Source organism: Streptomyces sp. NPDC002577 (genome assembly GCF_053594815.1).
In genome coordinates this window covers 1-26,072 of record NZ_JBSFWK010000067.1, presented here as the reverse complement: position 1 = coordinate 26,072, position 26,072 = coordinate 1, and the positions used below count along the sequence as shown (strand labels likewise).

At 69.1% G+C, this 26,072-nt stretch carries 16 protein-coding genes and 2 pseudogenes; 7 read left to right on the top strand and 11 right to left on the bottom strand.

Annotation, left to right across the window (positions count from 1 at the left end):
- Window positions 1-51: 51 nt before the first annotated feature.
- The gene (locus tag ACWD4J_RS41360) at window positions 52-1,080 is read right to left on the bottom strand and encodes a LacI family DNA-binding transcriptional regulator (RefSeq protein ID WP_451400712.1); all 1,029 of its coding nucleotides are present in this window, start codon (window positions 1,078-1,080) and stop codon (window positions 52-54) included.
- Between the two features lie 298 nt (window positions 1,081-1,378).
- On the opposite strand from ACWD4J_RS41360, the gene ACWD4J_RS41355 reads away from it, so the two are divergent.
- Entirely contained in the window at window positions 1,379-3,112 is a 1,734-nt protein-coding gene (locus ACWD4J_RS41355) for a cellulase family glycosylhydrolase (protein ID WP_451400711.1), read from the top strand.
- A gap of 247 nt (window positions 3,113-3,359) precedes the next feature.
- Here the strand turns inward: ACWD4J_RS41355 and ACWD4J_RS41350 are convergent, their stop codons facing one another.
- Both ACWD4J_RS41350 and ACWD4J_RS41345 read right to left on the bottom strand, forming a co-directional pair.
- Entirely contained in the window at window positions 3,360-5,417 is a 2,058-nt protein-coding gene (locus ACWD4J_RS41350) for an RICIN domain-containing protein (RefSeq protein ID WP_451400710.1), read from the bottom strand.
- Between the two features lie 209 nt (window positions 5,418-5,626).
- A complete protein-coding gene (locus ACWD4J_RS41345) occupies window positions 5,627-6,691 on the bottom strand; it encodes a LacI family DNA-binding transcriptional regulator (RefSeq protein ID WP_451400709.1) in 1,065 nt (354 codons plus the stop codon).
- Between the two features lie 238 nt (window positions 6,692-6,929).
- Here ACWD4J_RS41345 and ACWD4J_RS41340 point away from each other — a divergent pair.
- Window positions 6,930-7,562: pseudogene (locus ACWD4J_RS41340) on the top strand (beta-galactosidase trimerization domain-containing protein); the annotation flags it as partial.
- Here ACWD4J_RS41340 and ACWD4J_RS41335 read toward each other — a convergent pair.
- The 4 genes from ACWD4J_RS41335 to ACWD4J_RS41320 all read right to left on the bottom strand — a co-directional run bounded on the left by ACWD4J_RS41335 (window position 7,543) and on the right by ACWD4J_RS41320 (window position 13,915).
- Entirely contained in the window at window positions 7,543-10,692 is a 3,150-nt protein-coding gene (locus ACWD4J_RS41335) for a family 78 glycoside hydrolase catalytic domain (protein ID WP_451400708.1), read from the bottom strand. The pseudogene ACWD4J_RS41340 and the gene ACWD4J_RS41335 sit on opposite strands and share 20 nt — an antisense overlap.
- Before the next feature lie 121 nt (window positions 10,693-10,813).
- Complete coding sequence (locus ACWD4J_RS41330; RefSeq protein WP_451400707.1) at window positions 10,814-12,094, bottom strand: ABC transporter substrate-binding protein; 1,281 nt, start codon at window positions 12,092-12,094, stop codon at window positions 10,814-10,816.
- A gap of 55 nt (window positions 12,095-12,149) precedes the next feature.
- Window positions 12,150-12,971 carry a carbohydrate ABC transporter permease gene (locus ACWD4J_RS41325; protein ID WP_451400706.1) on the bottom strand — a complete coding sequence of 274 codons (822 nt, stop codon included), beginning with the start codon at window positions 12,969-12,971 and terminating at the stop codon, window positions 12,150-12,152.
- Window positions 12,968-13,915, bottom strand: a complete 948-nt coding sequence (locus ACWD4J_RS41320; RefSeq protein ID WP_451400705.1) for a carbohydrate ABC transporter permease — start codon at window positions 13,913-13,915, stop codon at window positions 12,968-12,970. The genes ACWD4J_RS41325 and ACWD4J_RS41320 overlap by 4 nt, the downstream gene beginning before the upstream one ends.
- 314 nt (window positions 13,916-14,229) lie before the next feature.
- Between ACWD4J_RS41320 and ACWD4J_RS41315 the strand changes: the two genes are divergently transcribed.
- A complete protein-coding gene (locus ACWD4J_RS41315) occupies window positions 14,230-15,267 on the top strand; it encodes a LacI family DNA-binding transcriptional regulator (RefSeq protein ID WP_451400720.1) in 1,038 nt (345 codons plus the stop codon).
- Between the two features lie 91 nt (window positions 15,268-15,358).
- Here ACWD4J_RS41315 and ACWD4J_RS41310 read toward each other — a convergent pair whose 3' ends face one another.
- Window positions 15,359-16,366, bottom strand: a complete 1,008-nt coding sequence (locus ACWD4J_RS41310) for a LacI family DNA-binding transcriptional regulator (protein WP_451400704.1) — start codon at window positions 16,364-16,366, stop codon at window positions 15,359-15,361.
- 192 nt (window positions 16,367-16,558) lie between these two features.
- On the opposite strand from ACWD4J_RS41310, the gene ACWD4J_RS41305 reads away from it, so the two are divergent.
- The 4 genes from ACWD4J_RS41305 to ACWD4J_RS41290 all read left to right on the top strand — a co-directional run bounded on the left by ACWD4J_RS41305 (window position 16,559) and on the right by ACWD4J_RS41290 (window position 23,648).
- Window positions 16,559-17,866 (top strand): MFS transporter, encoded by a 1,308-nt coding sequence (locus tag ACWD4J_RS41305; RefSeq protein WP_451400703.1) that lies wholly within the window; start codon window positions 16,559-16,561, stop codon window positions 17,864-17,866.
- Window positions 17,863-18,636, top strand: coding sequence for an alpha/beta hydrolase (locus tag ACWD4J_RS41300; protein WP_451400702.1), 774 nt, complete (start codon window positions 17,863-17,865; stop codon window positions 18,634-18,636). The genes ACWD4J_RS41305 and ACWD4J_RS41300 overlap by 4 nt, the downstream gene beginning before the upstream one ends.
- A gap of 32 nt (window positions 18,637-18,668) precedes the next feature.
- On the top strand, window positions 18,669-21,278 hold the full coding sequence (locus tag ACWD4J_RS41295) for a family 78 glycoside hydrolase catalytic domain (RefSeq protein WP_451400701.1): 2,610 nt from the start codon (window positions 18,669-18,671) through the stop codon (window positions 21,276-21,278).
- A 99-nt stretch (window positions 21,279-21,377) separates the two neighbouring features.
- A complete protein-coding gene (locus ACWD4J_RS41290; RefSeq protein ID WP_451400700.1) occupies window positions 21,378-23,648 on the top strand; it encodes a glycoside hydrolase family 3 C-terminal domain-containing protein in 2,271 nt (756 codons plus the stop codon).
- Window positions 23,649-23,781: 133 nt separating this feature from the next.
- Here ACWD4J_RS41290 and ACWD4J_RS41285 read toward each other — a convergent pair whose 3' ends face one another.
- From ACWD4J_RS41285 to ACWD4J_RS41275, 3 genes and pseudogenes are all read right to left on the bottom strand, one after another.
- Window positions 23,782-24,204, bottom strand: a complete 423-nt coding sequence (locus ACWD4J_RS41285; protein ID WP_451400699.1) for a hypothetical protein — start codon at window positions 24,202-24,204, stop codon at window positions 23,782-23,784.
- A gap of 423 nt (window positions 24,205-24,627) precedes the next feature.
- Window positions 24,628-25,590, bottom strand: coding sequence for a carbohydrate kinase family protein (locus ACWD4J_RS41280; RefSeq protein WP_451400698.1), 963 nt, complete (start codon window positions 25,588-25,590; stop codon window positions 24,628-24,630).
- Window positions 25,591-25,834: 244 nt separating this feature from the next.
- A pseudogene (locus ACWD4J_RS41275) lies at window positions 25,835-26,072 on the bottom strand (alcohol dehydrogenase); the annotation flags it as partial.

Genomic DNA, 26,072 nt, shown 5'->3' with positions numbered 1-26,072 from the left:
GACAAGCCCCACCAGGCCTTCAGGCGGAGGGGCTGGGAAACTGAGGGCAGGTCAGTTCTTCGGCGGCGCGGTGCTGGCGCGGACGGTCAGGGTCGTCCCGATCTCCAGCCGGGCCTGAGGAGCGCTCTCGCCGCGCCCGAGCGTGAGCGCCAACTCCGTCGCAGCGACGGCCATTTCGGTCAGGGGCTGGTGCACCGTGGTCAGGGGCGGGTCCACCCACGCCACCACCGGCAGGTCGTCGAAGCCGACCACGCTCAAGTCCTCCGGGATACGCAGTCCGGCCTCGCGTGCGGCCTGGTAGACCCCGAGCGCCTGAAGGTCGTTGGCGGTGAAGATCGCGGTGGGGGGCTCGGGAAGGGCCAGCAGGTCACGCGCCGCGGCGCAGCCGTCGTCGCGGCTGAGGCCGGCGTGCACGACGAGTTCCGGATCGACCGGAAGGCCCGCGCTCTGCATCGCGGAGCGGTAGCCGTCCAGCCGGGCACAGCAGCACAGCACGTCCTCCGGCCCGCTGATCATGGCGATGCGCCGATGCCCCAGTTCGACCAAATGCCGGGTGGCGGTCCGGCCTCCCGACCAGTTGGTGGCACCCACGAACGGGACATCGTCGGGGAGCTCGACGGTCGGGTCGAAGACGACGAATGGGATGCCTTTTGCCGTGAGCTGCTCCCGCTCGGCTTCGGACAACTGGGCCACGGACAGGACGCAGTTCGGGCGCCGGGAAACGGTGTCGTCCCAGGTCGCCGGAGTGGTGTCGTGCAGCCCGAACTCGGACACCAGGACGCCGACACCGTGCTGCCGGGCCACCCGCTCCACGCCGCGGATGATCTCCACGGCCCACATGCTCTCCAGCTCGCGGAACACGAGCTCCACCGTGTTGCTGCGGCTGGCCCCGGCCGGTTTGCGGTAGCCGTACCTGTTGACCAGCTCCTCAACCCGGGCGCGGGTGTCCGCGGACACCCCGGACTTGCCGTTGATCACCTTGGACACGGTCGGGACCGACACCCCCGCCGACTCGGCGATGTACGCGATGGTGACCGGCCGGGACCCGTCGCCGCCTCGCGGGCGCTCCCGATCTGCCACTCCGTCAACTCCGCGGTCCGCCAAGGTTCGCCTTCCCCGATTTCACCGACCCGCTCTCCCACGACTCGGGCCGTGAACGAAAGCAAGCCGAACAGTCACCTGCGTGTACCGCAGCATTCTGGCACTTGGCGTGAACAGACCGGTAGCTTACGGCTCGACTCCTTGTTACATTCTCCGCCGCGCTTGACGAAACTTTCCTACACCCGTGTCGGCTCGTGATCGACACGAGAACCGTCCCGGCGTCGGCTCAGTACCTCCTCCAAGCCCCTTCTCTCCCCCACTGTGGAAGGCCCACGTGATGACGAGATTGGCAAGACTCCTTGCCCGGAGACACGAACCCAGGCGGTCCATACGGCGTCTGGCGGCGTTCGCCCTGGCGGTCGCCCTGCTCCCCCTGGCGCCGGTGGCCGCGCACGCGGACACGCCACCGCCGTCCAGCTCCCCTGCAGCACGCTCCACAGTCGCCGCCATGCAGCCCGGCTGGAACATGGGCAACACGTACGACGCCATCCCGGACGAGACCTCCTGGGGCAACCCGCCCGTGACCCAGGCGCTCCTGAAGAAGGTCAAGTCGCAGGGGTTCAAGAGCATCCGGCTCCCCGTGACCTGGGGCACCCACCAGGGTGGGGCACCCGACTACACGATCGACCCGGCCTGGATGGCGAAGGTCAAGCAGGTCGTCGACTGGGCGCAGGCGGAGGGCCTGTACGTCCTGCTCAACATGCACCACGACTCGTGGATGTGGGTCAACCAGCTGCCGACCGACCACGACGCCGTCCTCGCCCGGTACGACGCGACCTGGACCCAGATCGCGGCGACGTTCCGGGACGCGTCGCCCAAGGTGGTGTTCGAGAGCATCAACGAGCCGACGTTCAGCGGCACTTCCGACGACGACGAGAACTACCGGCTGCTCAAGGAGCTCAACAGCGAGTTCCACCGGATCGTCCGTGCGTCCGGCGGCAAGAACGTCACCCGCCTGCTCGTACTGCCCACCCTGTACACCAACGCCGACCAGTCACGGCTGGACGCCCTGGCCTCCGAGCTGACCGCCCTGAACGATCCCATGGTGGCGACGACCATCCACTTCTACGGATGGTGGCCGTTCAGCGTGAACATCGCCGGGTACACCCGCTTCGACGCCACCGCGGAGCAGGACCTCACCGGCACGTTCGACCGCGTGTACAACACCTTCGTCTCCCATGGCATCCCGGTCATCATCGGCGAGTACGCCCTGCTCGCCTACGACCACAACCGGCCGGGCATCATCGAGCGCGGTGAGCAGCTCAAGTACTTCGAGTTCCTCGGCAACTACGCCCGCCAGCGGGAACTCACCACGATGCTGTGGGACGCCGGCCAGTTCCTGAACCGCAACACCCTGCAATGGCGCGACCCGGAGCTGTTCGCCCAGATCAAGTCGAGCTGGACCACCCGTTCGGGAACCGCCTCCAGCGACCTGGTGTTCCTCCCCAAGTCCAGCGACATCACCAGCCAGAGCCTCACCCTCAACCCGAACGGCACCGACTTCCAGGGACTCTGGTACGGCAGTCGCGAGCTGGCCAAGGGCAGCGACTACACGCTCTCCGGCAACCAGCTGACGTTGACCGCCGCCACCCTCAAGCAACTGGCAGGCGACCGGGAGTACGGGGTCAAGGCGACGCTGCAGGCCAGGTTCTCCCGGGGCGTCCCGTGGCGGATCGACGTGATCTCGTACGACACCCCGGTGCTGTCGGACGCCGACGGGAGCACCAGCTCGTTCGCCATCCCCACCCGGTTCCAGGGTGACATGCTGGCGACGATGGAGGCCAGGTACGACGACGGAAGCAACGCGGGCCCGGCCAGCTGGACCCCTTACCAGCAGTGGGACACCGCCTTCTCCGCCTACACCAGTGACGCCATCAAGCTGACCCCCGACTTCTTCAACTCGCTGAAGGAGGACTCACGGGTGACACTGACGTTCCACTTCTGGAGCGGCGCCACGGTGACGTACCACGTCACCAAGACGGGAACCTCAGTTACCGGCACGGCAGGCTGACCGGATCGGGCGGGCCGATCGGCCGACCGGGACCGGTCACCGGATCCTGGTCGGCTGGTCTGCCGTGAGGTGCCACCCGCAGTGAGCACCCACACGGGCCAGCACGGTTACGGCCGATCGTCTGACGCTTCGCCGAGCGGTGCCCCACGGCAGGAGAATGGGCCTCCTGGCACACTCGGTTCGCATCGCGATCCCGAGCTGACAGGAGGCCCTTCGTGAAGCCGTCGACGAGTGGGGTGACAGCCGCTCAGTTGATGCGGACGATCTTCCAGAGTTGGTCGTCGACGTTCAGGTCGTTCCACTGGATGACGGATGCGCCGTTACTGGTGGAGGACTGGGCGACGCCGACGCTCAGGCCGCTGTTGATGTTCTTGAGTTTGTAGTAGCCGTTGCCCGCGTCGGTGAGGGTCCACTTCTGCGAGGCGGCGGTGGAGGGCGTGTTCTGGACGACGGCGGCTCCTGCGGCGGTGGAGTTGCTCCCGATGTCCAGGTTGAGGTTGCTGCTCACGCCCTTGATCGTCCAGGCTCCGCCGCCCGCGGACTGGAAGGTGAACAGCTGGCAGAAGCAGGCCGAGTTCTGCCACTGGTCGGCGGCGGTACCGGTGGCGGTGGAGTCCTTGGGGATGTCGAGGTACTTGCCGCTGTTCTTGTTGACGAGGACGTACTGTCCGGTGCCCAGCGGGGGCAGGGCGGCCTGGGCGACGTTCCAGCGCTGGCAGGCGCAGCCGGTGCCGCTCCACTGGCCGGCGGTGGTGCCGGTAGCAGTGGATGCGTTGGGGATCTCGAGGTACTTGCCGGTGACGCGGTTGGTGAGCGTGTAGCCACCCGCGGGATCCGGGGCGACGGCCCATTCGTGGTCCAGGGTGCCGTTGTCGTCCCACTGAAGGATCTTGGCGCCGTTGGCGGTGGACTGGTTCTCCACGCCGAGGACCTTGCCCGTGGCGACGTTGAAGATCTTGAAGTAGCCGGAGGACTGCTGCACGAAGCGCCACTGCTGGTCGGTGGCGTTGTCGGCGTTCTGCTGGGTGGCGTACGTGCCGTTGGCGGTGGAGCCGCCCGTGATGGTGAGCTTCAGGCCGCTGTTCACGTTGGACACGCTGTAGGTGGCGCCGTCCGAGATGCCGCCGCCCAGATCGATGGTGCTGTACGTCACCGGGTTGACGCCGGAGCTTCGTGCGCGGCCCCCGCTGAGCACTAGCAGGCTGTGGCCGTCGGGCAGTGGGAGCATGCCCCGGCTGTAGCCGCCGGCGACATTGGAGCGCATGCGGGTCCAGGCGTTGGCAGCGCCGTTCTCGGTGTTGACGAACAGGTCGTCCTGGGTGTCGCCGCTCACGACGAGGGTGCCGTTCGGGCTGCCGGTGGGCAGCCAGGTGATGTACGGTGCGCCGCTGGGGATGGTGCCGTCGGTCGCCCGCAGCACCTGCCCCGGGGCGGAGGCGAACGCCTCGGGGTCGGAGGAGATGTGGTAATACACGGAGCAGCCGCCCTCGGGGGCGCCGCAGTACTCGTGCGTCATCACGTAGTTGCCGTTGGGCAGCCGGGTGACCACCGGCATACCGGGCCGGTCCGGGTAGTTCGGCATCGCCACGTCGTCCACGACCGCGCCCCAGGTGCGGACGTCCGTGGACACCTGGTGCACGATCTTCTGGCCATGCGCGGTGTCGCGCTGGTCGGAGTAGTAGACGATGAGCCGGTTTCCGTTGATGAGGAAGAACGGCTCCCAGACGGGGGTGTAGCCATTGGTGGAGAACGCCGGACCACCGGTGGCGATGTTGGTGACGAAGCTCCAGGTCTGGCCGCGGTCGGTGCTGGCGTACAGATCGATCTTGCTGGCCGACCGGTCGCCGGGCACGGAGTCGCCAGCGGCCAGGATGGTTCCGGCCGGGAAGTCGCCCATCGGGGTGGGTAGTTCGAACAACTGGGGCTCCCAGCGCATGCCCCAGCCGTTCTGCGTGTCGGTGACATCGGAGATCTTCGTCCAGGAGTTGCCGTTGTCGGTGCTGCGGTAGATCGGGAAGACCGGTGTGCCCGAGGTGTACTGCTCGAACGTCGCCAGAATCGTGCCGTTGGCCGAGCCGTTGTGCTCCAGACGCAGCGCCCGCGGATAGAACGAGCCGGGCGAGGGCGCGTTCGACGGCGGGGTGTACATCGTCTGCGACGGGCGGGCCAGGGCGTCTGCCCGGCCGGCGGCCGGCAGGACCAGCGTCGCCACCACCGCGAGCAGGGCGAACATCAGTGTCGGGAGGGAGACAGGACGGGAACGTGGAGTGGCGCCGGGTCTGGCGCCTGTCTGCGCAGGGGACATGTGCGGCTCCCGGGGAAGGGATGGGATGTGTTTCGGTACCCGCCGCCTCCTGGGTTGATCCAGGCGGAACAGCGGAGTCGATGAGCTGCGCCAGTGGGCGCGACGCGGCCACGCCGGCGTCCGGCCGACTCACGCTCACGGTGAGGCGGCAATCAAGCAAGAGGTGGTGCCCTGGGCGGCCCTACGCCCTATTACTGCATGGGAAGAGCTCAGGTGGTGCGAGGTACCGTCTGGCCTTGACGGGTCGGTGGAGGCGCGGTCGAGCCGCGGACGACGAGTTCGACCGGTGGCTCGCTCGCCGAAGGCAGCTCGGTTTCCGGCTTCTCGATGGCGTGCACGAGCAGCCGAATACCTTCGCGTGCCGCGGCGTCGAAGGGTTGACGCACGGTGGTCAGGGGCGGGGTGACGTAGGCGAAGACGGGGTTGCCGTCAAAGCCGACGACGCTGATGTCCTCCGGCACACGCCGGCCGGCCTCCCGCAGGGCGTGGATCAGGCCGATGGCCATTTCGTCGCCCGCCACGAACACGGCGGTCACGGACCTGTCCGCGGCCAGCTCGCGGCCTGCCGCGTAGCCGGAGGCGGGTGACCAGTCCCCCTCGATCAGGGGAGGTTCGTACGCACCCCGCGCGGCCAGCGCCGCCCGCCAGCCCTCGATACGGTCCATAGAGGCGTACCACCGTTGCGGGCCGGCGAGGTGATGAACCGTCGTATGTCCCAGATCCAGCAGGTGATCGGTGGCCGCCCGCGCCAGTGCGTGTGCGCCTACGCTCGCGGTCAGGGTCCGGGCAGAGGCGAAGGCCGGCGGTGCGCCCAGGAAGAGGACCGGCACGTCGGCCCTGAGGGAGACCTCTCCTTCCACAATGGGCTCGGAGACGACGATGCCGTCCACGCCCTGCTCGAGGAGTGACATCACGGCGCCGGAGATGTCTTCGGGGTCGCCGTCCACCGTGTTGACCACACGCAGTGCGTAACCGGCATCCCGTACGGCCTTCTCGATGCCCACGAGGAGCGAGGCGGTTCCGTATCCGGCCGTCCCCAGGGCGACGACACCGATGGAGCGATTCCGCCCCGAGGCCAGTGCCCTGGCGGCATGGTTCAGTCGGTAACCGAGTTCCTCGGCGGCTTCGAGGACGCGACGGCGGGCCTCGTCTGAGACGTATGGCTCGTTGTTGAGGACCCGCGACACCGTCTTGCGCGAGACCCCGGCCACACGGGCCACGTCCGCGCTGCGCGGTGCGGGCGAACCCACGCCGCGCCCCACCACTCGTGTCATGAAGTCTCCCGACGGCCGTGTGCCTGCATCGAAGGAGGTCAACTGTATGACCGCGCGGTCACTGACCGCGCGGTCATATCTACGCAGCCGGAGAGGAACGCGTCAAGAGCACGCACAGCACCTCTTCCATACACGTGACTTTTAGAGGTCGGCGAACACGCGCCGAGGACCGCCGCAACCGGCTACCGACACGACACCCGGGCCACGCGTCGCCGCTGGTGAGGTGCCGGATGCTCCGCTCGCCGTCGGCTTCCACAGCGGCATGGTCGACGAGAACGGCCACGTGCGCCTCGGCGGCTATCCCGGCGCGTTCCGCGATGTGCTCGGGGTGGTCACCGACGAGCTCTTCCCCCTGTTGCCGGGAGAGACGACCGGCCTGGCCGGCGACGTACCTCCGGGCACCACGGCCGATCTGTGGTCGGAACGGGTACGGCTCGTCGGCGCGCGGCCCGTCGCCTCCTACGCCGACGGGCCGCTGGCCGGCCATCCTGCCGTCACCAGCCACCAGCACGGCAGCGGAACCGCCTGGTATCTGGCCACCCACCCCGATCCCGACACTCTCGCCGGCCTGCTCCACCGAATTCGCCGGGAGGCCGACGTGGCACCGGAGCACCAGACGCCCGCCGGGATCGAGGTCGTCCGGCGCCGCGGCACCGAGGCCGACTATCTGTTCCTCATCGACCATGCCGGAAAGGGGACCGAAGCGCCCGCCGAAGGCTTCGAACTCCTCACCGGCATACAGATCACCGGCACGGTCACCGTCCCACCGGGAAGAGTCGCCGTCGTCCGCGAACCCCGCTGGCCCGGGCTACGCCCGGACGCCGATGTGAGGCCCTGCCCGTCGAGCTCGGTCAGGCGATCGCGGTGGTGAACGAGTGCCTCCCCGAGCCGACGACATAGACGGCACGGTCGCCCCGCACTCCCTGAAAGACCGCGCCGTCTCCGGCAACTTGGGCTGTGCTGCCGCCCGTGGGTATCCGGACCTCCGCGGTGGTGTTGGGCGGGAGCTCCACGTCGAGCCGGAACCTGCCGTTCCTACGGATCCACTGCGCGGACACCACGCCGTACGGCGTGCGGTAGCTGCCCTCGGCCTGGGTGAGATCGCCGACCGGGCGCGGGTCGATCACCAGCTCGCGGTAGCCGGCCTTGCCGTGCGCTTGGCGGATGCCCACCAGGCCGCTGTGGAACCACTCCTCGATCTGCAGCAGGATCATGTGGTTCTTGGAGTTGCCCATGTCCCACTGTTCGGGAATGGTCGTCAGGCCGTTGGGATTGGCGGTGGTGGGTGCCATGAAGTAGCCGTAGCTCGGGCGGGTGTCCTCCTGGAGGACGTCCCAAAGGACGTCGTCGCGGCCGCCTTCGTGCAGGGCTCTGACGATCGGGGCGAGACCGATGGTGCCGCCACTGAGATGCGGCCCGCCCCCGAACGGCTTGTGGGCGTTGACCAGTTCCACCAGCGCGTCGAGGACCTTCCCGCGTTCGCCCTCCGGTGCCAGGCCCTCGTCCAGCGCGAGCGCCTGCGCGGCCTGTGTCACCCCGGCACCGCCCTGGTCGCCCTCGGCGGTGTACCGGCCGAGCTCCGCGTTGTAGAAGGCGTCGTTGAACGCCTCCTTGATGTTGGCCGCGAGGTTGCGGTACTCGGACGCATCGGCGTCGCGCCCGATCAGCGTTGCCATCCGGGCCATACGATCGGCGATCTGGTAGTAGCCCCACGTTCCGGTGATCCGGCCCGAGGTGTTCTCGCTGGCGATCCAGTCGGCCAGGGCCGCGTTCACGATGTGGGCGTCCGCGCCGGTTCCGGCCTTCTTGGTCCTGATGTAGTTCACAAAGGCCTGCATCTGCGCGTAATAGCGGCTCATCGTCTGCGTGTCGCCGTACGTCTCGTACAGCAGCCAGGGCACCAGGATGATGCCGTTGCCCCAGTTGATCTCGTCGCCGAACCGGCCGGTGTACCCCCAGTCGTAGACCGGGGCCTTGAGCGCCACGTTGCCGATGTTGTCGCCGGCCCTGGACTGGCCCTCCGCCAGGTGGCGTTGCATGGTGCGCAGGTAGGCCGCGTATCCGAACGTGCGGTGCAGGGATGCGAAGGGCTGTACGTAGTCGGCGGGGTAGGCGAGTTTTTCGCGTCCGGGGCAGTCCGTGAAGGTGGACATGGTGTTGCTCATGACCGAGTAACGGGCCATGCGGTGAATGCGGTTGATCCGGTCGTCGGAGGTCCGCAGGGATCCGGCGGCCGGTGCGTCCGCGTGGATCTGCAGGCCGGTCACCGTGTCCCGCGTCGGTACGTAGCCCTCGGGCAGGCCGGTCACCTGCACCCACTGCATGCCGAAGTAGTGGAACTGCGGGTGCCACCGCTCGCCTCGCTCGTCGCCGTATGTCGTGTAGGCGGCAAACACGTCGGTGCCGCGGGCGGCACCGCCACCCATGATCGACGCCTGGTTGACGGTGCCGTCGGCGTTCAGCGACTCGGCGGGATACAGCTTGACCGTGATACCTGCCGGGAGCGCGCCGTCGAGCTCGAGCAGCGGCCATCCCGCGAAGTTCTGCCCGAAGTCGAAGACCCAGATGCCGGGCTGCGGCTGGGTGACACTGACCGGGCGGAGCCTGTCGACGACCCTGAGCGGCTCGGCCACCCGCCACACCAGCTCGGTGGTCAGATTTGGCGGCGGGGCGATTCCGGCTTCGACCCAACCGACGGCCGTACCGTCGCGCCGCCTCGCCGAATCGCCGAGATCCGCACCGGGGGCGGTCCAGGCGGGCTGCTCGCGCCGGGCGTCGTGGTCGGAGCCGGAGTACCAGTTGGCTGTGGTGGTCGGGCCGAGAGCCGTCATCCACGAGCGGTCGCTGACGACGGTCTCGACCGTGCCGTCGGCTCTCGTGAGTTCCAGGCGGGCGATCAGACGTGGGGACACGGCGGCGCCCGCGCTCGGGTCGGTGTTCGCCATGGAGTTGCCGGAACCAGTGATAGCGGCACCGCTCTCGTGCCCGGACGAAAGTCCGGGCACGAAGGTGATACCGGTGCCGTCGGGGCCGGCTGTGCCGATCGCGGTGATGGTGCGTGACTCCAGGCGCTCGCCGCCGTCGCCGGTGTCGATGTTGACGGTGCCGCCGACGTGGTAGTTCGCCACGCTGTTCACCTTGATGGTGGTGGCATCACGGGCGGCGGGCACGACCAGGTTGCCGCTGCCCTTGAACTGACTCTGCCACCAGCTGTACGGGGCGGTGCGGCCGGTCGCGGGATTCGTGACGGACCGTGTGACGAGCGCAGTGCCGTGGCCCAGCTCGACGCCCAGGGTGTTGTCACCAGGGCGGATGAGCTGGGTGACGCCGTACACCCGGTATTCGGTGGAGAGCTGGTAGTTGGAATTGCCAGGAGCGAGCACCTCGTCGGTGACGGACTGGTCGTTCAGCCGGGCCACGTGCAGTCCGACGCCGGACAGGTACAGCCTCGCCCTGGCGACCTTGCCCCGGCGCTCATCCACCCGGAAGGCGCGAGCGAACACGGGCAGTGGCTGGTCGACGGTGCGGCCCGGGTACTCGATCCACCGGGCCTTGCCCCAGTCGGAGCGCTTGAGGAGCCCCATCTCCCATGAAGCGGGGTGGCTCCACGGTGTCGCGTCGGCGTCGGCGCTCCACGCACGCACCTGCCAGACCACCCGGTCGCGCGAGGCCGGCGCGGGACCGTGCCATGCGACGTCGGTCTGGGCCGACGAGCGGACCTCGCCGCTGTCCCACAGCAGACGGCCTCCGTCGAGATCCGCTTCAGAGCGCGCCGCGCGAATCCGATACGCGGCCTGAGTCCATCCCGCGCCGGCGCCCACCACCCGCCAGCTCAGTCGCGGGGCGGGGTCGTCGACGCCGAGCGGACTGTCCTCGCGACCGTCGAATGCCAGACCAGTGACTTTCGCTCCCTGTCTGCCACCTTCCTCGTCGGCGTAGGCCGACTGCACGGGGAGCCCGGGAACGGCGGGCACAGCCAGCCCGGCCGCGGAGACGACCATGGTTCCGACCACCTGTCTACGACTCAACGCTCCGCTCGGGACATGGAGCATGCCAAACCTCCGCTCATGCGATTTCAGCTACTGGGGTGCTGCGCCGGGACAGCGGCCGACGGCGCGACAGTCAGCTCCCGGCCTTGTAGTCGGTGTCCATCTCGTCGAGGACTTTCTCGGGCGTGGACTGGCCGCTGAAGATCTCTTGGAGCCCGCTGAGCATGGTCTGCTGGACCTTGGCGTTGGGCCAGAGCTGGTCCATGAACGGCACCGTCCGGTCCGCCTTGATGAACTTGGACAGCTCGGCCAACGACGGGTCCGCCCCGAAGCCCGTGTCAGGCAGGGACGGCAGACCGCCCTGCTTCTTGACGAACAGGTTCATGCCCTCGGGCGACATCACGAAGTTCACGAACTTCAGGGCGAGTTCCTTGTTCTTCGCCTTGGCGTTGACGCCGTAGCCGGCGCCCGCTGCCGCCGGGATGATCGTCTCGGACGGAGTGTCGGTTGCGGGCAGCGCCTTGAGGGCGAAGGTGGCCTTCGGGTTCTTCTGCTTGAGCAGGGCGATCACCCAGTTGCCCTGCACGATACCGAGGGTCTTGCCGGTGGCGGCGAGTTGCTGGCTGGCTTCGTAGTTGGTGCCCAGCGGGTTCTTCTGGAAGCAGCCGGTCTTCTCCATCGTCAGGTACTTGTCCAGGGCGGTGGTCCACGGCGACTTCGCGAAGGTGGTCTGGCCTGCCTGCATCTTCTTGTCGAAGTCGCGGTCGTCGCCGTAAACGGTCGTGGCGACCAGCGCGTACAGGACGAGCTGCGTGACCCAGTTGTCCTGGTTGCCGAGCGCGAAGGCCGGGGTTCCCTTGGCTTTCGCGGCCCGGCAGAAGGCGAGCAGCTCCGTCCAGGTGTCCGGCGGAGTGAGACCCGCCTTCGCCATCGCCTGCTGGTTGTAGACCGCGCCGATGCCGTTCTGCCCGAAGATCGCGGTGTACGTCTTCCCCTTGTACTGGGCGACGGTCTTGATCGCGTCCGGCAGCTCGGCGGCCCAGGGCTGGTTCGAGAGGTCGAGCAGGTAGCCGGGTTTGGCCAGGACGTAGGTGGTGGCGGGGTTGCCGTTGCCGGGCCAGACCGACATGACGTCGGGTGCGGTGCCCGAGGACAGCTGGGTGCGGATCTGCTGCTGGTACTGGTCGGCGCCGCTGGTGGTGTAGCGGACCTTGACACCGGGATTGGCCTTTTCGAACGCCTTGACGACGTCCTCGATCGAGCCCTGGTCGACCGAGGCGAGCGTCAGGGTCTTGGAGCCGCCGGAGCCGCCCGAGCTGCCGCCGGAGCCCGCCTTGGTGCCGCCGCTGCAGGCGGCCAGCACGGCTATGGACGTGGCCGCGGCGACGAGGGCCGGGAGTGTGCGTGTCTTCATGATGTCCCCCTCGGGGAAGAACCACCGGGCATGAGGGTCGGGCGGGCGTCGGGTGTCATCCCCGGAGCCCTCCCGCGAAGCCGTTGATGATGCTGCGCTGGAGCAGGAAGTAGACGATCAGGACGGGCAGAATGCTGATCACCAGTGCGGCGAAGATGAGGTTCCAGTCGGTGACGTACTGACCGACGAAGCCGGCGATCGCGACCGGCATGGTCTGCTGGGCGCTTCCGCTGAGGTACAGCAGCGGGGTGAAGAAGTCGTTCCACACGGCCACCGCGTTGAGTACCAGGGCCGTCACCGTGACCGGTTTGAGCATCGGCAGGACCACGTACCGGAAGCCCTGCAGCGGTGTGCAGCCGTCGATCAGCGCCGCGTCCTCGAAGTCGCGGGGCAGGGCGCGCAGGAAGCCGACGTAGAGGAAGACGGTGAACGGCACCTGCAGGCCTGAGTAGAAGAGGACCAGTGCCCATGGAGTGCCGAGCAGGCCCATGTCGCGCATGGTCTGGTAGAGCGGCAGCGAGGCTAGCTGGAAGGGGAGGACGAGGCCGAGGAGGAAGGTCAGGTACGTTCCCCGGGACCAGCGAGCCGTGACGCGGGCCAGCGGGTAGGCCGCGAGCGACGAGACGGCCAGCACGATGACGACACTGCACACCGTCACCAGCACGCTGTTGGCCAACGCCCCGCCCAGCGCGCCCTGCTGCCAGGCCTGCGTGAAGTTGTCGAAGGTGGGCGAGGCGGTCGGGCTGATCGGCGACGAGGTGTCCGACGCCGGCCGCACGGCCAGGTTGACCAGGACGTACACCGGGAAGCCGACGAACAGAGCCGCGGCGATCATCGCCAGCTCCAGCGCGAGGGTGCGGCGGCGGTAGCGGTTCACGACGTGGCCCTCTCGTTGCGGGACAGCACGACGTACTGTCCGGTCGAGACGACCGCCACGATGATCGTGAGGACGACCGCGAGCGCGATGCTGTAGCCGAACTCGCCGAGCGTGAAGGCGTCTTTGTAGATCAGCGTCGAGAGGGTGTCTGTCGCGTGCCCCGGGCCCCCGCCCGTCAACGCGTACACCTGGTCGAAGAGTTTGATGCCGCCGATGATCGACAGCATCAGGTTGATGGTGAACGCCGGGGCCAGCAGCGGCCGGGTCACCGACCAGAAGCGCCGTATGGAACCTGCGCCGTCGATGGCTGCCGCCTCATGGATCTCTCTGGGCACCGACTGCAGCCCGGCGAGGAAGATGACCATGGAGTAGCCAGCGAACTGCCACACGATCACCCCCACCACCGCCCACAGCGCGAGACGCGGACTGCCCAGCCAGTCCTGCTGCCGGCCGTCCAGCCCTACCGCGCCCAGCAGATTGTTGATCGCGCCGTCCGGGCCGAGCAGGTTGCGCCAGAGGTAGGCGGTCACGATCGGGGTGATGACAGCCGGGGCGAACAGGAACACCCTCAGCACGTTGCGGGACTTGATGGCCGTGTTGACCCCGAGGGCCAGCAACAGGCCCACCGCGTTCTGCACGACCGTGATCGACACGGCGATCAGTAGCGTGTGCCCGATGGCCTGCACCGCGTCGGAGTCGCGGAACATGGCGGAGAAGTTGTCCAGTCCGACGAAGGAGAAATCGGGATCGAGACCGTCCCAGTCAGTGAAGGCGTAGTACACACCGCGGGCACTCGGCACCAGGACGACGAAGGCGAACAGCAGCAGTGCGGGCAGCGCGAACCACCACGGCGGGGCGGTGCGCGCCCGCCGGACTCCCGGAAGCGGTGCCGCGTCCGGAGGCCGGTCATGGTCCGAAAGTTGCTCGTGCGGGGCGAGAGTCACCGGCGAACCTCCTTCCTTGAAACGTTTCAAAGACTTGCTGCTCAGGCCCCCGGGTCGGCGTGACGCGGGAGACTCCTGCTGTCTTCTTCGTCTTGGGGTGGTGTGGTCCGGTGCCAGGCCGGGCGGACCGCGATGGCTTGTGTGGGTAACGTTTCCCAAAGGGGTGTGGCCAGACCCTAGAGAGCGCCCCGCGTGACGTCAAGATGCCGCGCACGCTGCGTCCTTGTTACGACAACAGCGCTGCTAGGCACCTCCTGAGCTGCGCGATCCGCTCTACACTCGGCGGCAACGTTTCCCGGGAAGGCAAGGACTGGATGGAGTCGCAAGCACCACGTCGCAGGGTCACGATCGTCGACGTCGCGCGTCACGCCCAGGTGTCCACCACCGCTGTGTCCAAGGTGCTGCGCAACGCCTACGGGGCCAGCCCCGAGATGCGCGCCAAGGTGCGCCGCGCGATCGACGAGCTGGGCTACCGTCCGCATGCCGGTGCCAGAGGCCTCCGTGGGCAGACGTACACCATCGGCGTGATGTTGCCCGACATCCGCAACCCGTTCTTTCCGGAGATCCTCGACGGAATCACCGATTCACTGGAGGACACCGAGTACCAGGTGTTCCTCGGTCCGGGCTGCAACGGGGAGAAGGCGGAGGCCCGCGTCACCGAGGCGATGATCGACCGCGGCATGGACGGCATCATCCTGGTCGCGCCCGTGTCGTCGCGCGCCCGCCTCGAACACGTCGCGTCCGCCGTTCCGACCGTCGTCGTCGGCCGGCACGGCTCCTCGCAGGTGTACGACTCAGTGGCCGACGACGACATCGAGGGCGCAGCCTTGATCGTCAGCCACCTCGCCGGCCTGGGCCATCACCGGATCGCCCACATCGAGCACCACGAAACCGAGCCGACGCGCCTCGCGGAAATGCCCAACGCCCGGCGCGCCGACGGATACCGGCAGGCCATGCGGGCGCACGGCCTGGAGGAGTGGATCGACGTGGTCTCCACCAGCTACACCCAGCAAGGCGGCTACGAGGGCGCGAAGGAGCTGCTGACTCGTCCTCGCCGGCCCACGGCCGTCTTCGCCGGAGCGGACATCGTTGCCATGGGCGTGCTGGAAGCGGTCACCGAAGCCGGGCTGTCCGCTCCCGGTGACATCTCGGTGGCCGGATACGACAACACCACGTTCGCCGCGTTCGGTCCGATCTCACTGACCAGTGTCGACCAGGCAGGCCACGAGATGGGCAGCAATGCCGTACGTCTCCTCCTGGAACGGATCGCCGATCGTGGCCGGCCGTCGGTTCAGGTCACACTCTCCCCCACCCTCGTGCCGCGCCGGACCACGGCACGACCATCGGCGTAGGAGGTCAACACCGGGCTGTTCAGAGGGCGTTCAACCCGCCGATTCCCGCGACGGTCCTCCGTCCTCCCCTTGCGCACGGCGGAAGAGCCGGTCAGGCGGATTCCCGGACGCGGACCCGAAGCGGGTCCTCGATGGGGTCGGAGGGGACCTGCTTGCCATCCAGGGTGTCGACGATGCGGCGGGCCAGGCCCTGCGCGATGGCGTCAGTGTCGCGGACGACCGTGGTCAGCGGTGGCTGGGCCAGAGCCGCGCCCGGGATGTCGTCGACGCCGATCACGGCGAGGTCCTGCGGGGCGCGCAGCCCGAGGGAGCGCATGGCGGCCAGCACGGCCATGGCGACCTCGTCGTTGAACGCGCAGATGCCGGTGACCGGTGGGTCGGCGGCGAGCCATGCCTTCACCGCTTCGGCGGCACCGGCCTGCTCCAGAGGGACGGTTCGCACATCCGGCGCCGGAAGGCCGAGTTCGGCGCAGACCTTGCGGACCCCGTCCAGTCGGGGCTGGGCCAGGGCACCGAGTCTCGTCAGGTCCGGGTAGGCATAGCCGAGCCGTCGGTGCGAGGCGACGAGGTGGCGGGCCTGCACTGCGCCGATCGGCTCCTCGGACACCACAGGTGGCCGAAGCTCTCCCTGTACCGAGCCGCGCACCACCATGACAACCTCGATGCCCACCGCCCGCATGGCGTCGGCCTCGGACTCCGGGAACTCGTCCAGGGCCAGCACCGCCGCGGGTGTCAGAGCCTTCCAGATCTCCCGCAGGGGCCGTGCAGGGGGAGCCGACGAGTGCACGAGGAAGGTGAGCTCATGCTCGGCGAAGGCGCTGGTCAACCGCTGGATGAGGCGTCCGAGGACGTGCTCGATGGGCCAGTCCGGCAGCAGGCCGAGCACGATGCTCGAGCGCCCCGTCCGCAACGTGCGCGCCGCGGCCGACGGCGCGTAGCCGAGTTTGGCGGCCGCCTCCCACACCCGACGGCGCGTGGCCTCGGCGATCTTCTGGTGAGGGGTGTCGTTGAGGACGTAACTCACGGTCGCGCGGGAGACTCCGGCTTCCCGCGCGACGTCCCCGCTGGTCACTCGCCTGCCACTGGTTGTCCCAGCCATGCACCCCACCCTCTGACAGACCTCTTGTCAAAGCCCACGACTGCGGTTAGCTTACCCGCTCAGTCGGCCTACACGTTTAAGTGGCGCGATTAAGTAACTCTCCGTGGCCAGGAGCCCCCATGGCTCCGGCCTGGCGCCGCCCCATCAGGTCCCCCCACCGTCCCCATCCCCGGTACTCGACGAAGAGGACCCATGTCAGACCTGAAAACCACCACCAGCAGCCCCTGGAAGACCGCGATCCTCGCCGGCATGGCCTCCTACTTGGACGCCGCGGCCCTGGTGACCTCGGGCATCGCCATCGGCGGTTACTACGCCGCCCCGTTCCAGCTCAGCGCTGGGACCATCGGGTCGCTGCTGGGGCTTCAGACCCTGGCGTTCGCAGCCGGTGCGCTGTTCGGCGGCCGACTGGGCGACCGGTTCGGCCGCCGGAAGATCTTCACCTTCTCACTCATGCTCTACGCCGCCGGCATCCTTCTGCTCCTCGTGGCGGCGAGCCCCGCTCTGCTGTACGCCGGTGTCGTGGCGACCGGTGTGGCCATCGGCGCGGACCTTCCTGTGTCGCTCGCGCTCGTCAACGAGGAGGCACCGGAGGGCAAGAAGGGCACCATGGTGGTGTTCTCCGGCATGCTCTGGCTCGCCGGCATCGTGGCCGTGCTGGTGCTGAGCTCCTTCATGGGCGTGCAGGGCATACTCGGCGGCCGCATCCTCTTCGCCCATCTGCTGGTCGTGGCGGTCGTCGTGCTGCTCCTGCGCCTGACCCTCCGCGAGTCGGCCGAATGGGCGGCCGCACGCCAGGCCGCGGAAGCGCGCACGACCGCGGGCTCCGAGACCATCGAGTTCAGCCGCATCCGGGATCTTTTCCGGGCGCCGACCGTCTACGCCCTGATCGCGACGGGCCTGTACTACGCCACCTGGAACCTCGGCGCGAACACCCTCGGCCAGTTCGGCACCTTCCTGTGGACCGCTCTGGCCAAGGGAGAGATCGCGCAGTACTCGCAGCTGACCCTGCTCGGATTGCCGGTCGGCTTCGTCGCGGGCCTGGTGTTCATGCGGGTGGTCGACCGGCCGGCCAGGCACGTCTGGTTCGCCGTCGGCTCGGCTCTGCTCGTCCTCGCCTGGGCCCTCCCTGCGCTGCTGGGACCCACCAAGCTCGCCCTGGTCGCCGTCATGCTCATCTCCGGTCTCGGTAACGCCTTCGCCGGCGAGTCCATTTACAAGGTCTGGTCACAGGAACTGTTCCCCACCCTGCTGCGGGCCACGGCCGGCGGGGTGACGATGGCCTTCACCCGGGCCCTCGCCGGGCTGGCCGCGCTGGGCACGCCGGCCTTCGCCCTGGGCCACACCCGGCTGTTCTTCGGCCTCCTCCTCGGCTGCGTGCTGGTCGCGGCGGTCATCGGCCTGGTCTGGGTGCCACGCCTACCGAAGGCCTTTCAGCCCGAAGAACCCGCCGAGTTGAGCGACGCCGCCTCCCCGGAGACGTCCGAAAAGGCCGCTCTGTGATCCGCCATCACGACTTCCAGCACAACGGCCTGACGCTGCGCTCCACGCTGCACATCCCCGAAGGGCCGACCGGAACCCGCTGGCCGACCGCGGTGTTCGTCCACGGCTTCACCTCCAACCGGCTCGAACTGCCGAACTTCGTCGCCATGTCCCGGCTGTTGGAAGCCCACGGAATCGCCTCTGTCCGGTTCGACCTCTCGGGCCACGGCGAGAGCGACGGCGATTTCTTCGACGTGACCATCACCGGCGAGATCGCCGAAACCCGCGCGGTACTGCGGACGGTCCGGACCCTCCACTTCGTCGACCCCGACCGTATCGGCCTGATCGGTATGAGCATGGGGGGCGTGGTCGCCGGCATCGTGGCCGCCGAGGAGCCCGGCGTCGGCGCGCTGTGCCTGTGGTCACCGGCCGCCGTCGCCCCCTTCGAGATCGGCAGCGGTTACCTCAAGGGCCGCAGACTGGCACCGGAGATCGCGGAGAAGGGCTACGTCGACGCCGACGGGCACCGGATGAGCCCCGCTCTCGTCGAGGACATCGCCGGTCTCGACGTCTACGGACGGTCGAGCGGGTACGCCGGCCCGGTCCACATCCTGCACGGCGACAAGGACGACATCGCTCCCCTCGAGTACGTCCGGCGCTATCTGGACTACTACAACGGCAACGCGCACCTCGAGATCGTCGAGGGCGCGGACCACGCCTGGGGATCCGTCCCGCACCGCACCACGCTGCACCAGTCCACACTGCGATTCCTCCGGAGGCACCTCCGGTGATGAAGACGTCGAGCATCGAGGCACTCCACACAATGGACACCACAACAACGGTCATCGGGCTGCGCACCGCGGACGACTCCGGTCTGGTGGCCACCCCGTATCCCGAACCGCGCCTGTCGTGGTCGCTGGCGAGCGAACGTCCGGATGTCCTGCAGCACGCCTACGAGATCCATGTGTCAGCCGACCGGTCCTTGGGCGACGCGGCGTCCAGCGGAGAGGTCGAATCCGGCCTGGTGACCGATCACCCCTGGCCAGCCCCGCCGCTGTGCAGCCGCGAGGTCCGTTACTGGCGCGTCCGTGTCCGCACCGACCTCGGGTGGACGGAATGGAGCGGACCCGCCCGGGTGGAGGCCGCACTGCTCGACGACAGGGACTGGACGGCCCGTCCCGTACATGTCCCCAGTGACCGGGGCCGCACCTCCCCCGGCCCGGTGCCGCTGCTCCGCCGGGAGTTCGACCTCCCGGCGGAGGCGGTATCCGCGCGCCTGTACCTGACCTCGCTGGGCGTCCACCGCACCGCCATCAACGGCCGGCCCGTCTCCGACGAACTGCTGGAACCTGGCTGGACCAGCTACCCCAAGCGACTGCTCTACGCCACCTACGACGTCACCGGGCTGCTCGTCCCCGGCCGGAACGCCGTCTCCGCCGCGGTCGGCGACGGCTGGCACCGCGGCCATCTCACCTGGCACAAGAACCGCAACGTCTACGGCGACACAACGGCACTGCTCGCCCAACTCGAAGTCACCCTGGCCGACGGCACCACCGTCACGGTCGCCACCGACGACCACTGGCGGGGCGATTACGGCGACCTGCTGGCGGCGGACCTGTACGACGGCTGCGAGCGCGACCTCCGCCACGAGCCGCACGGCTGGCAACTGCCGGGTTTCGACGACCGCGGCTGGGAGCAGGCCGCCGCCCGCCCCCTGCCCGCCGGGCTGACCCAGCGGGCCCACCCACCGGTACGCGTCGTACAGGTCATCCAGCCCGAGCGACGGACACTGCCCGACGGCACGATTGCCATCGACGCGGGCGAGAACATCACCGGCTGGCTCAGGCTCCACGCCGACGGCCCGCCAGGAAGCACGGTCACCGTCCGGCACGCCGAGGTGCTTGACGACGGCGGCCGCCTGCTGACCAGCATCCTGCGCGGCGCCCGCGCCACCGACCAGTACACCTTGGCCGGCGGCGCCGTCGAACTACAGCCAGAGTTCACCTTCCACGGCTTCCGGTACGCCGAGATCGACACCTCCCCTGGCGTCACCATCGAAGCCGTCGGAGTCGAGGTCGTGGCCAGCGACCTGCGCCGCATCGGCGAGTTCCACTGCTCCGACGATCGTCTGAACACGCTGTACAACAACGTCGTACGCTCCCAGCGCGGCAACTTCCTCGCCGTCCCCACCGACTGCCCGCAACGCGACGAACGGCTCGGCTGGACCGGCGACATCATGGCCTTCGCCCCGACGGCGTGCGCCACGTTCGACAGCCGGGCCTTTCTCGACAGCTGGCTCACCGACCTCGGTATCGAGCAGCGACCGGACGGCGCAGTCCCGATGGTGATTCCGGATGTGCCGCTCGGCGACCTGCCGCCGACCGAGCTGCCGTTCGCCGGCACCGCCGCGGGCTGGGGCGACGCCGCCACCGTTGTACCGGCCGCCCTCTTCGACGCCTACGGCGAGCGCAGCCTGCTGGGCCGCCACTACGCGGCGATGCGCGCGTGGGTCGAGTTCACCATCGATCACCTGGACGACGACGGGACGTGGAGCGGCAACGCGCAACTCGGTGACTGGCTCGACCCGGCCGCGCCACCAGAGGACCCGGCGCGCGCCACCACCGACTCCGCCTACGTCGCCACCGCCTTCGTCGCGCACAGCGCCCGTCTGCTCTCCGACGCGGCCCGTGAACTGGGCCACGTCGACGACGCCGAACGGTACGCGGACCTGCACCGGCGTACCGCCGAGGCCGCCTGGCAGAAGTGGGACGCCCACGCTCGCACCACCCAGACCGGATGCGCGCTCGCCCTCCAGTTCGGCATCGCGCCTGCCGCCGAACACGCCTCGGTGGGCGAGGCCCTCGCCGCCCTGGTGCGCGCCAACGGCGGACGCATCGCCACCGGCTTCCTCGGCACACCGTTCGTGCTGCCCGCCCTCACCAGCACCGGCCATGTGGCCGAGGCGTACCGACTCCTGCTCAACACCGAGTGTCCCGGCTGGCTTTATCAGGTCGCCCGCGGCGCCACCACCATGTGGGAGCGGTGGGACGCCATACGTCCCGACGGCACCATCGACGTCGAGAAGGCCGGGACGATGCTGTCGTTCAACCACTACGCCTACGGCGCCGTCGCCGCCTGGCTCTACCAGTCCGTCGCCGGACTACGGGCCACCACTCCGGGTTACCGCACCATCGAGATCGCTCCCCGCCCCGGAGGCACGCTCACCTCCGCCGGCGCCTCGATCGCCACCCCGTACGGAACAGCATCTATCGCCTGGTCGATCGGCGGCACCACCCTCACAGTGGACGCCGTCCTGCCACCCGGCACGACCGGACGGTTCCTTCCACCCGAGGGCTGGCGCTCCATGCAGGCCACCAGCAGGCTCGGGTCCGGAAGCCACCACCTGGTCCTGCGCCCGGGCACCAGTTCCTGAACTCATCGCGGCCGTCGCACCCTGCCGGACGGCCTGAGCATGCGTCCGGTGCGCGGCAGCCGCTGCCCCTCGCCCCTTACCCACCCAAGGATCCGCACCATGGCGACCAGCCACGATCACGGCGCAGCCGAGCTGAGCCTCGACGAGAAGACCGCACTGCTCTCGGGCCGGGACATGTGGTCGACCGAACCCGCCGAACGGGTGGGGATTCCTTCACTCGTACTGGGCGACGGTCCTCACGGCCTCCGGCGCCCGCGCCCGGACGCCGAGGACCTCGGCCTCTATGACAGTCAACCGGCGACTTGTTTCCCGCCCGCGGTCGCGCTGGCCTCCAGCTGGGACCCGGAACTGATCGGCCGTGTGGGAGAGGCGCTCGGCCGCGAGGCCCGGGCGCTCGGTGTGGACGTACTGCTGGGCCCCGGCGTCAACATCAAGCGCTCGCCGCTGTGCGGCCGCAACTTCGAGTACTTCTCCGAGGACCCGCTCCTCAGCGGCGTGCTGGGTGCTGCGCATGTGGCCCGCGTGCAGAGCCAGGGCGTGGGCGCATCGGTCAAGCACTTCGCGGCCAACAACCAGGAAACCGAGCGGATGCGGGTCAGCGCCGACGTGGACGAGCGCACCCTGCGGGAGATCTACCTCCCGGCATTCGAACGGATCGTGGTCCAGGCCCGGCCCGCGACCGTCATGTGCGCCTACAACAAGATCAACGGCATTTACGCCTCCGAGAGCCGATGGCTGCTCACCCAGGTGCTCCGCGAGGAATGGGGCTTCGACGGCCTGGTCGTCTCCGACTGGGGCGCCGTCAACAACCGCGTCGCCGCGCTGCTGGCCGGCACCGACCTGGAGATGCCCGGCACTCATCGCGGCACCGACGCGGAGGTCGCCGCCGCGGTCCGCACCGGCGAGCTGGACGAGACCGTCGTCGACACCGCCGTCGCCCGGCTGCGTTGCCTGGCCGAGCGGGCCCGCGCCCAGGCAGACCCCGTGACGGTCGACTTCGACGCGCACCACCGGCTGGCCCGCGAGGTCGCCGCCGACTGCCTGGTGCTGCTGAAGAACCGCCACCAGGCCCTGCCGCTCGCTCCCACCGGCCGCATCGCCGTCATCGGCGAGTTCGCCGCGGCCCTGCGCTACCAGGGCGGCGGCAGCTCCCACGTCAACGCCACCCGCGTCGACAGCCCGCTGGAGGAGCTGCGTGCCCTGCTGCCCGAGGCCCAGGTCGACTTCGCGCAAGGTTATGACACCAAGGGGAATGCGGACGCCGGGCAGCTCCGCGAAGAGGCCGTCGCCCTCGCAGACCGGGCAGACACCGCCGTACTCCTGATCGGCCTGCGCGAGGCCGACGAGTCCGAGGGATTCGATCGCGACCACATCCAACTTCCATCTGACCAGGTGGAGTTGGTACGAGCGGTGGCCCAGGTGGCCCGGCGTACGGTCGTCGTGCTCCTCAACGGTGGCGTGGTGAGCCTGGAGGGCTGGCACGACGAGGTGGACGCCGTGGTGGAGGCGTGGCTGCCCGGCCAGGCGGGCGGCGGCGCGATCGCCGACGTACTGACCGGCCGGGTCAACCCGTCAGGGCGACTCGCCGAGACCATCCCGTTCCGGCTCAACGACACCCCTTCCTTCCTGAACTTCCCCGGCGAACAGGGCCACGTCCGTTACGGCGAGGGCGTCATGGTCGGCTATCGCCACTACGAGACCGCCGACCTCGCCGTCCGCTACCCCTTCGGCCACGGCCTGACCTACACCTCTTTCCAGAAGGCTGACTTCCGTGTCACCCCCACCGGCCCAGACACCGCCACGGCGAGTGTCACGGTCACCAACACCGGCGACCGCTCCGGCAAGCACGTGGTGCAGGTCTACGTCGCCGCACCCAAGCGCCCCGTCAGCAGCCCGGTCCGGGAACTGCGCGGCTTCACCAAGGTGGCGCTCGCCCCGGGCGAGAGCACCACCGTCGAGATCGACCTCGACCGCCGCGCCTTCGCCTACTGGGACATCACCCGCGACGACTGGACCGTCGCCGCCGGCCAGTACCGGGTGCAGCTCGCCGACAACGCCCACGACGTCGTCGCCACCGCCACCCTCGACCTGCCGGGCGACAACCTGCTGCAGGCGCTCACCCTGGACTCCACCGTCAGCGAGTGGTTCGGCCACCCGACCATCGGCCCTGCGCTGACAGCAGCGATGACGTCCGGGCTCCCCCCGGAACAGGCTGGCGCAGTTGTGGAGGGGAACGCTGAAGCACTGCTCATCCTGTCGTCCATGGCGATGCGTCAGTACGTCGGGTTCCTTCCCCGACCGATTCCCGATGAGGTGCTGGAGCGGCTCATGAAGATGAGCGAGGCGTCCCCAGAGTCTGTCGACACCTGATCCCTGCGCCCGGTCCCGTACCGGCCTCACCGACCGCGGCCCGCTGCGCCCTGACACGCAGCGGGCCGCTCAAGTCAGTTGCCCCCATCGCCGTCAGCGGCAGCGCGCCGCTTTACCGCAGGCGTCTGCGAATTCACCGCAGGGCGTCGGCGAAGAAGCCGAGTGATCCGTCGACCTCGGCGAGAGCCGGCGTCCGGTTGAGGTGGCGGTGCGGCATACCGGCGGCCTGGTAGGTCCTGACAGGGACTGCTGACGCGGCCAACTGCCGCGCCAGGAGTTCGGCCGACGGCCTCCGGCCGTCGAACGCGCCATCGACCTCACTCGACGCGCCGACTTCCAGGGCGCAACCCGCCCCGCCCTCAGGCAAGGAGGTGCACCAAGATGAGGAAGCCGAGGCGGCATCCTGCGCCTGACGGCCAGGCACCAGCAAGACCAGACTTCTGCGGGCCTCACGCCTGCGGTCAAGATCACGCGCATAGGCCGAGACGAGCGCCGGCAACGCAATGGTCACTACGTAGATCCCCCCGGCGACCGTGGTCGCCAGACCGAGACCCATCGGGCATCCACCTTCCACCCCCGGCTTGTGGGATGCCCCGTCCTCGATGCGGAGTCGCCGGTGAAGGTTGATCCCCCGTGACGTGGTGGTCGGACTGCGGCGTACGGCACGTAACGCCCGGCGGCGCGGGTGGGCCAGGGCATCGATGCCCACACGGCCAATCTGCCGCTGTGCACTCAAGTAGCCAAGAACTGTCGAATGCCGTCGCCATCCCCCGATGGGTACACCCGGCGCGTCCGTGTAGACAGAGCGGCCTCGTCCATCTGGGCCTGGCACCAGTCGCACGGTGGCCGTTGCACCTCTAAGCATGTAGTACGTGGCTAAGGTCCGTCGGCGCCTCGGCGTGCGGGTCTTCGACCGGGCGGCGGCCCGCCATTCGACAAGCCCCGTCCAGCGCGGACGTCGTCGTGACTCGCCTTTCCGTCAGGCGCCACCGGCCACCGCGAGCTGCTCCAACTGGTTCAGCCACGGCGGATTGGGACCGGCGACCGAGCAGGTCAGGGCCGCGACCCGAGTGCCGAACCGGCAGGCTTCCGCGACATCGTCAAGACCGAGACCGGCCAGCCGGCCGCCGAGGAGTCCGCGGGCGCCGAGGTGGTGCAGCAGGCCGGCGGTGAAGGAGTCCCCCGCGCCGACCGTGTCGACGACCTGCGCGGCCACCGCGGGCACCCGCAGCCGTTCGCCGTCGAGTGAGGCCAGGGCGCCATCGGCGCCGAGCGTGATCACGACGAGCCGTGCCCCCGCGGCGTGCCAGGTGTCGCAGGCCTGCTCGGGCGGGGTGCCCGGCAGGAGGAGTTCCAGATCGTCCTCGCTCAGCCGCAGGATGTCGGCGAGAGCGCACCAGTGCGCCAGCCGGGCGCGGTAGACCTCGGGGCGCACCAGCAGCGGCCGGACGTTGGGATCGACGCTGATGGTGACCCTCGAAGCCGCCGCCGCCAGGAACTCCTCCACCACCGCCCCGCCGGGCTCCAAGACCAGCGCCAGCGACCCGGTGTGCACACAGGCCGATTCGGACAGATCCACTCTTGCCAGTTCGTCCGGAGTCCACTGCCAGTCGGCGGTGTTCTGCGCGTGGAACGAGAACGCAGCCTGCCCCTGGGGGTCCAGCTCCGCCACGGCCAGCGTGCTGGGCTCGGCGGCGGCGACGGCGTACGACAGGTCGACGCCGGACCCCTCCAGGTGGGCCCGGAACAGGCGGCCGAACACATCGCCGGACAGGCGCGCGAGGAAGCGGGCCGGCGTGCCGAGGCGGGCCAGGGCCACGGCCGTATTCGCAGGTCCGCCGCCCGGCAGCACCCGCAGGGCGAGTTCGTTCGAGGTGTTCGCCGGTTCGGTGAAGGCGTCCGCGACGCACTCTCCCAGAACGGTGATCTGACGCGGGCTCATGGGCTGCTCTCTCTCGGAAAAGGCTCGGAAAGACCGGGCAAAGGGGCGGCGCGGGCGACACAGCCACTGACCGGCTGCGCGGCCACGACTGCCGCGCCCGATGGCGTATTCCCTCCATGGCCCCGTCTGGGAGGGAGCCCGCCGGGGCCGGATCCCGGCTTCGACCGAGTCCGGCCCCCGTCCGACAGGTGGCACGACCGGGCGTAACCGCGGGAAGGTCACGAGGAAACCTTCCGGGGCGGGGTCAGGGCAGTACGACGATCTTGCGTCCCTGGCCGGCGGCGAACCGGTCCAGTGCCTGCGGGTACTCGGACAGCGGCAACCGGTGGCTGATGAACACCTGGGGATCCAGTACCCCGGTGGCGAACAGCTCCGCCGCGCGCTCGTAGCTGTGCAGGACGGCCATGGAGCCGGTGATCGTGATCTCCTGGTTGTAGATGCGGTACGGCGAGATGGTGGCCGTCGTCGCGTAGTCGGAGACC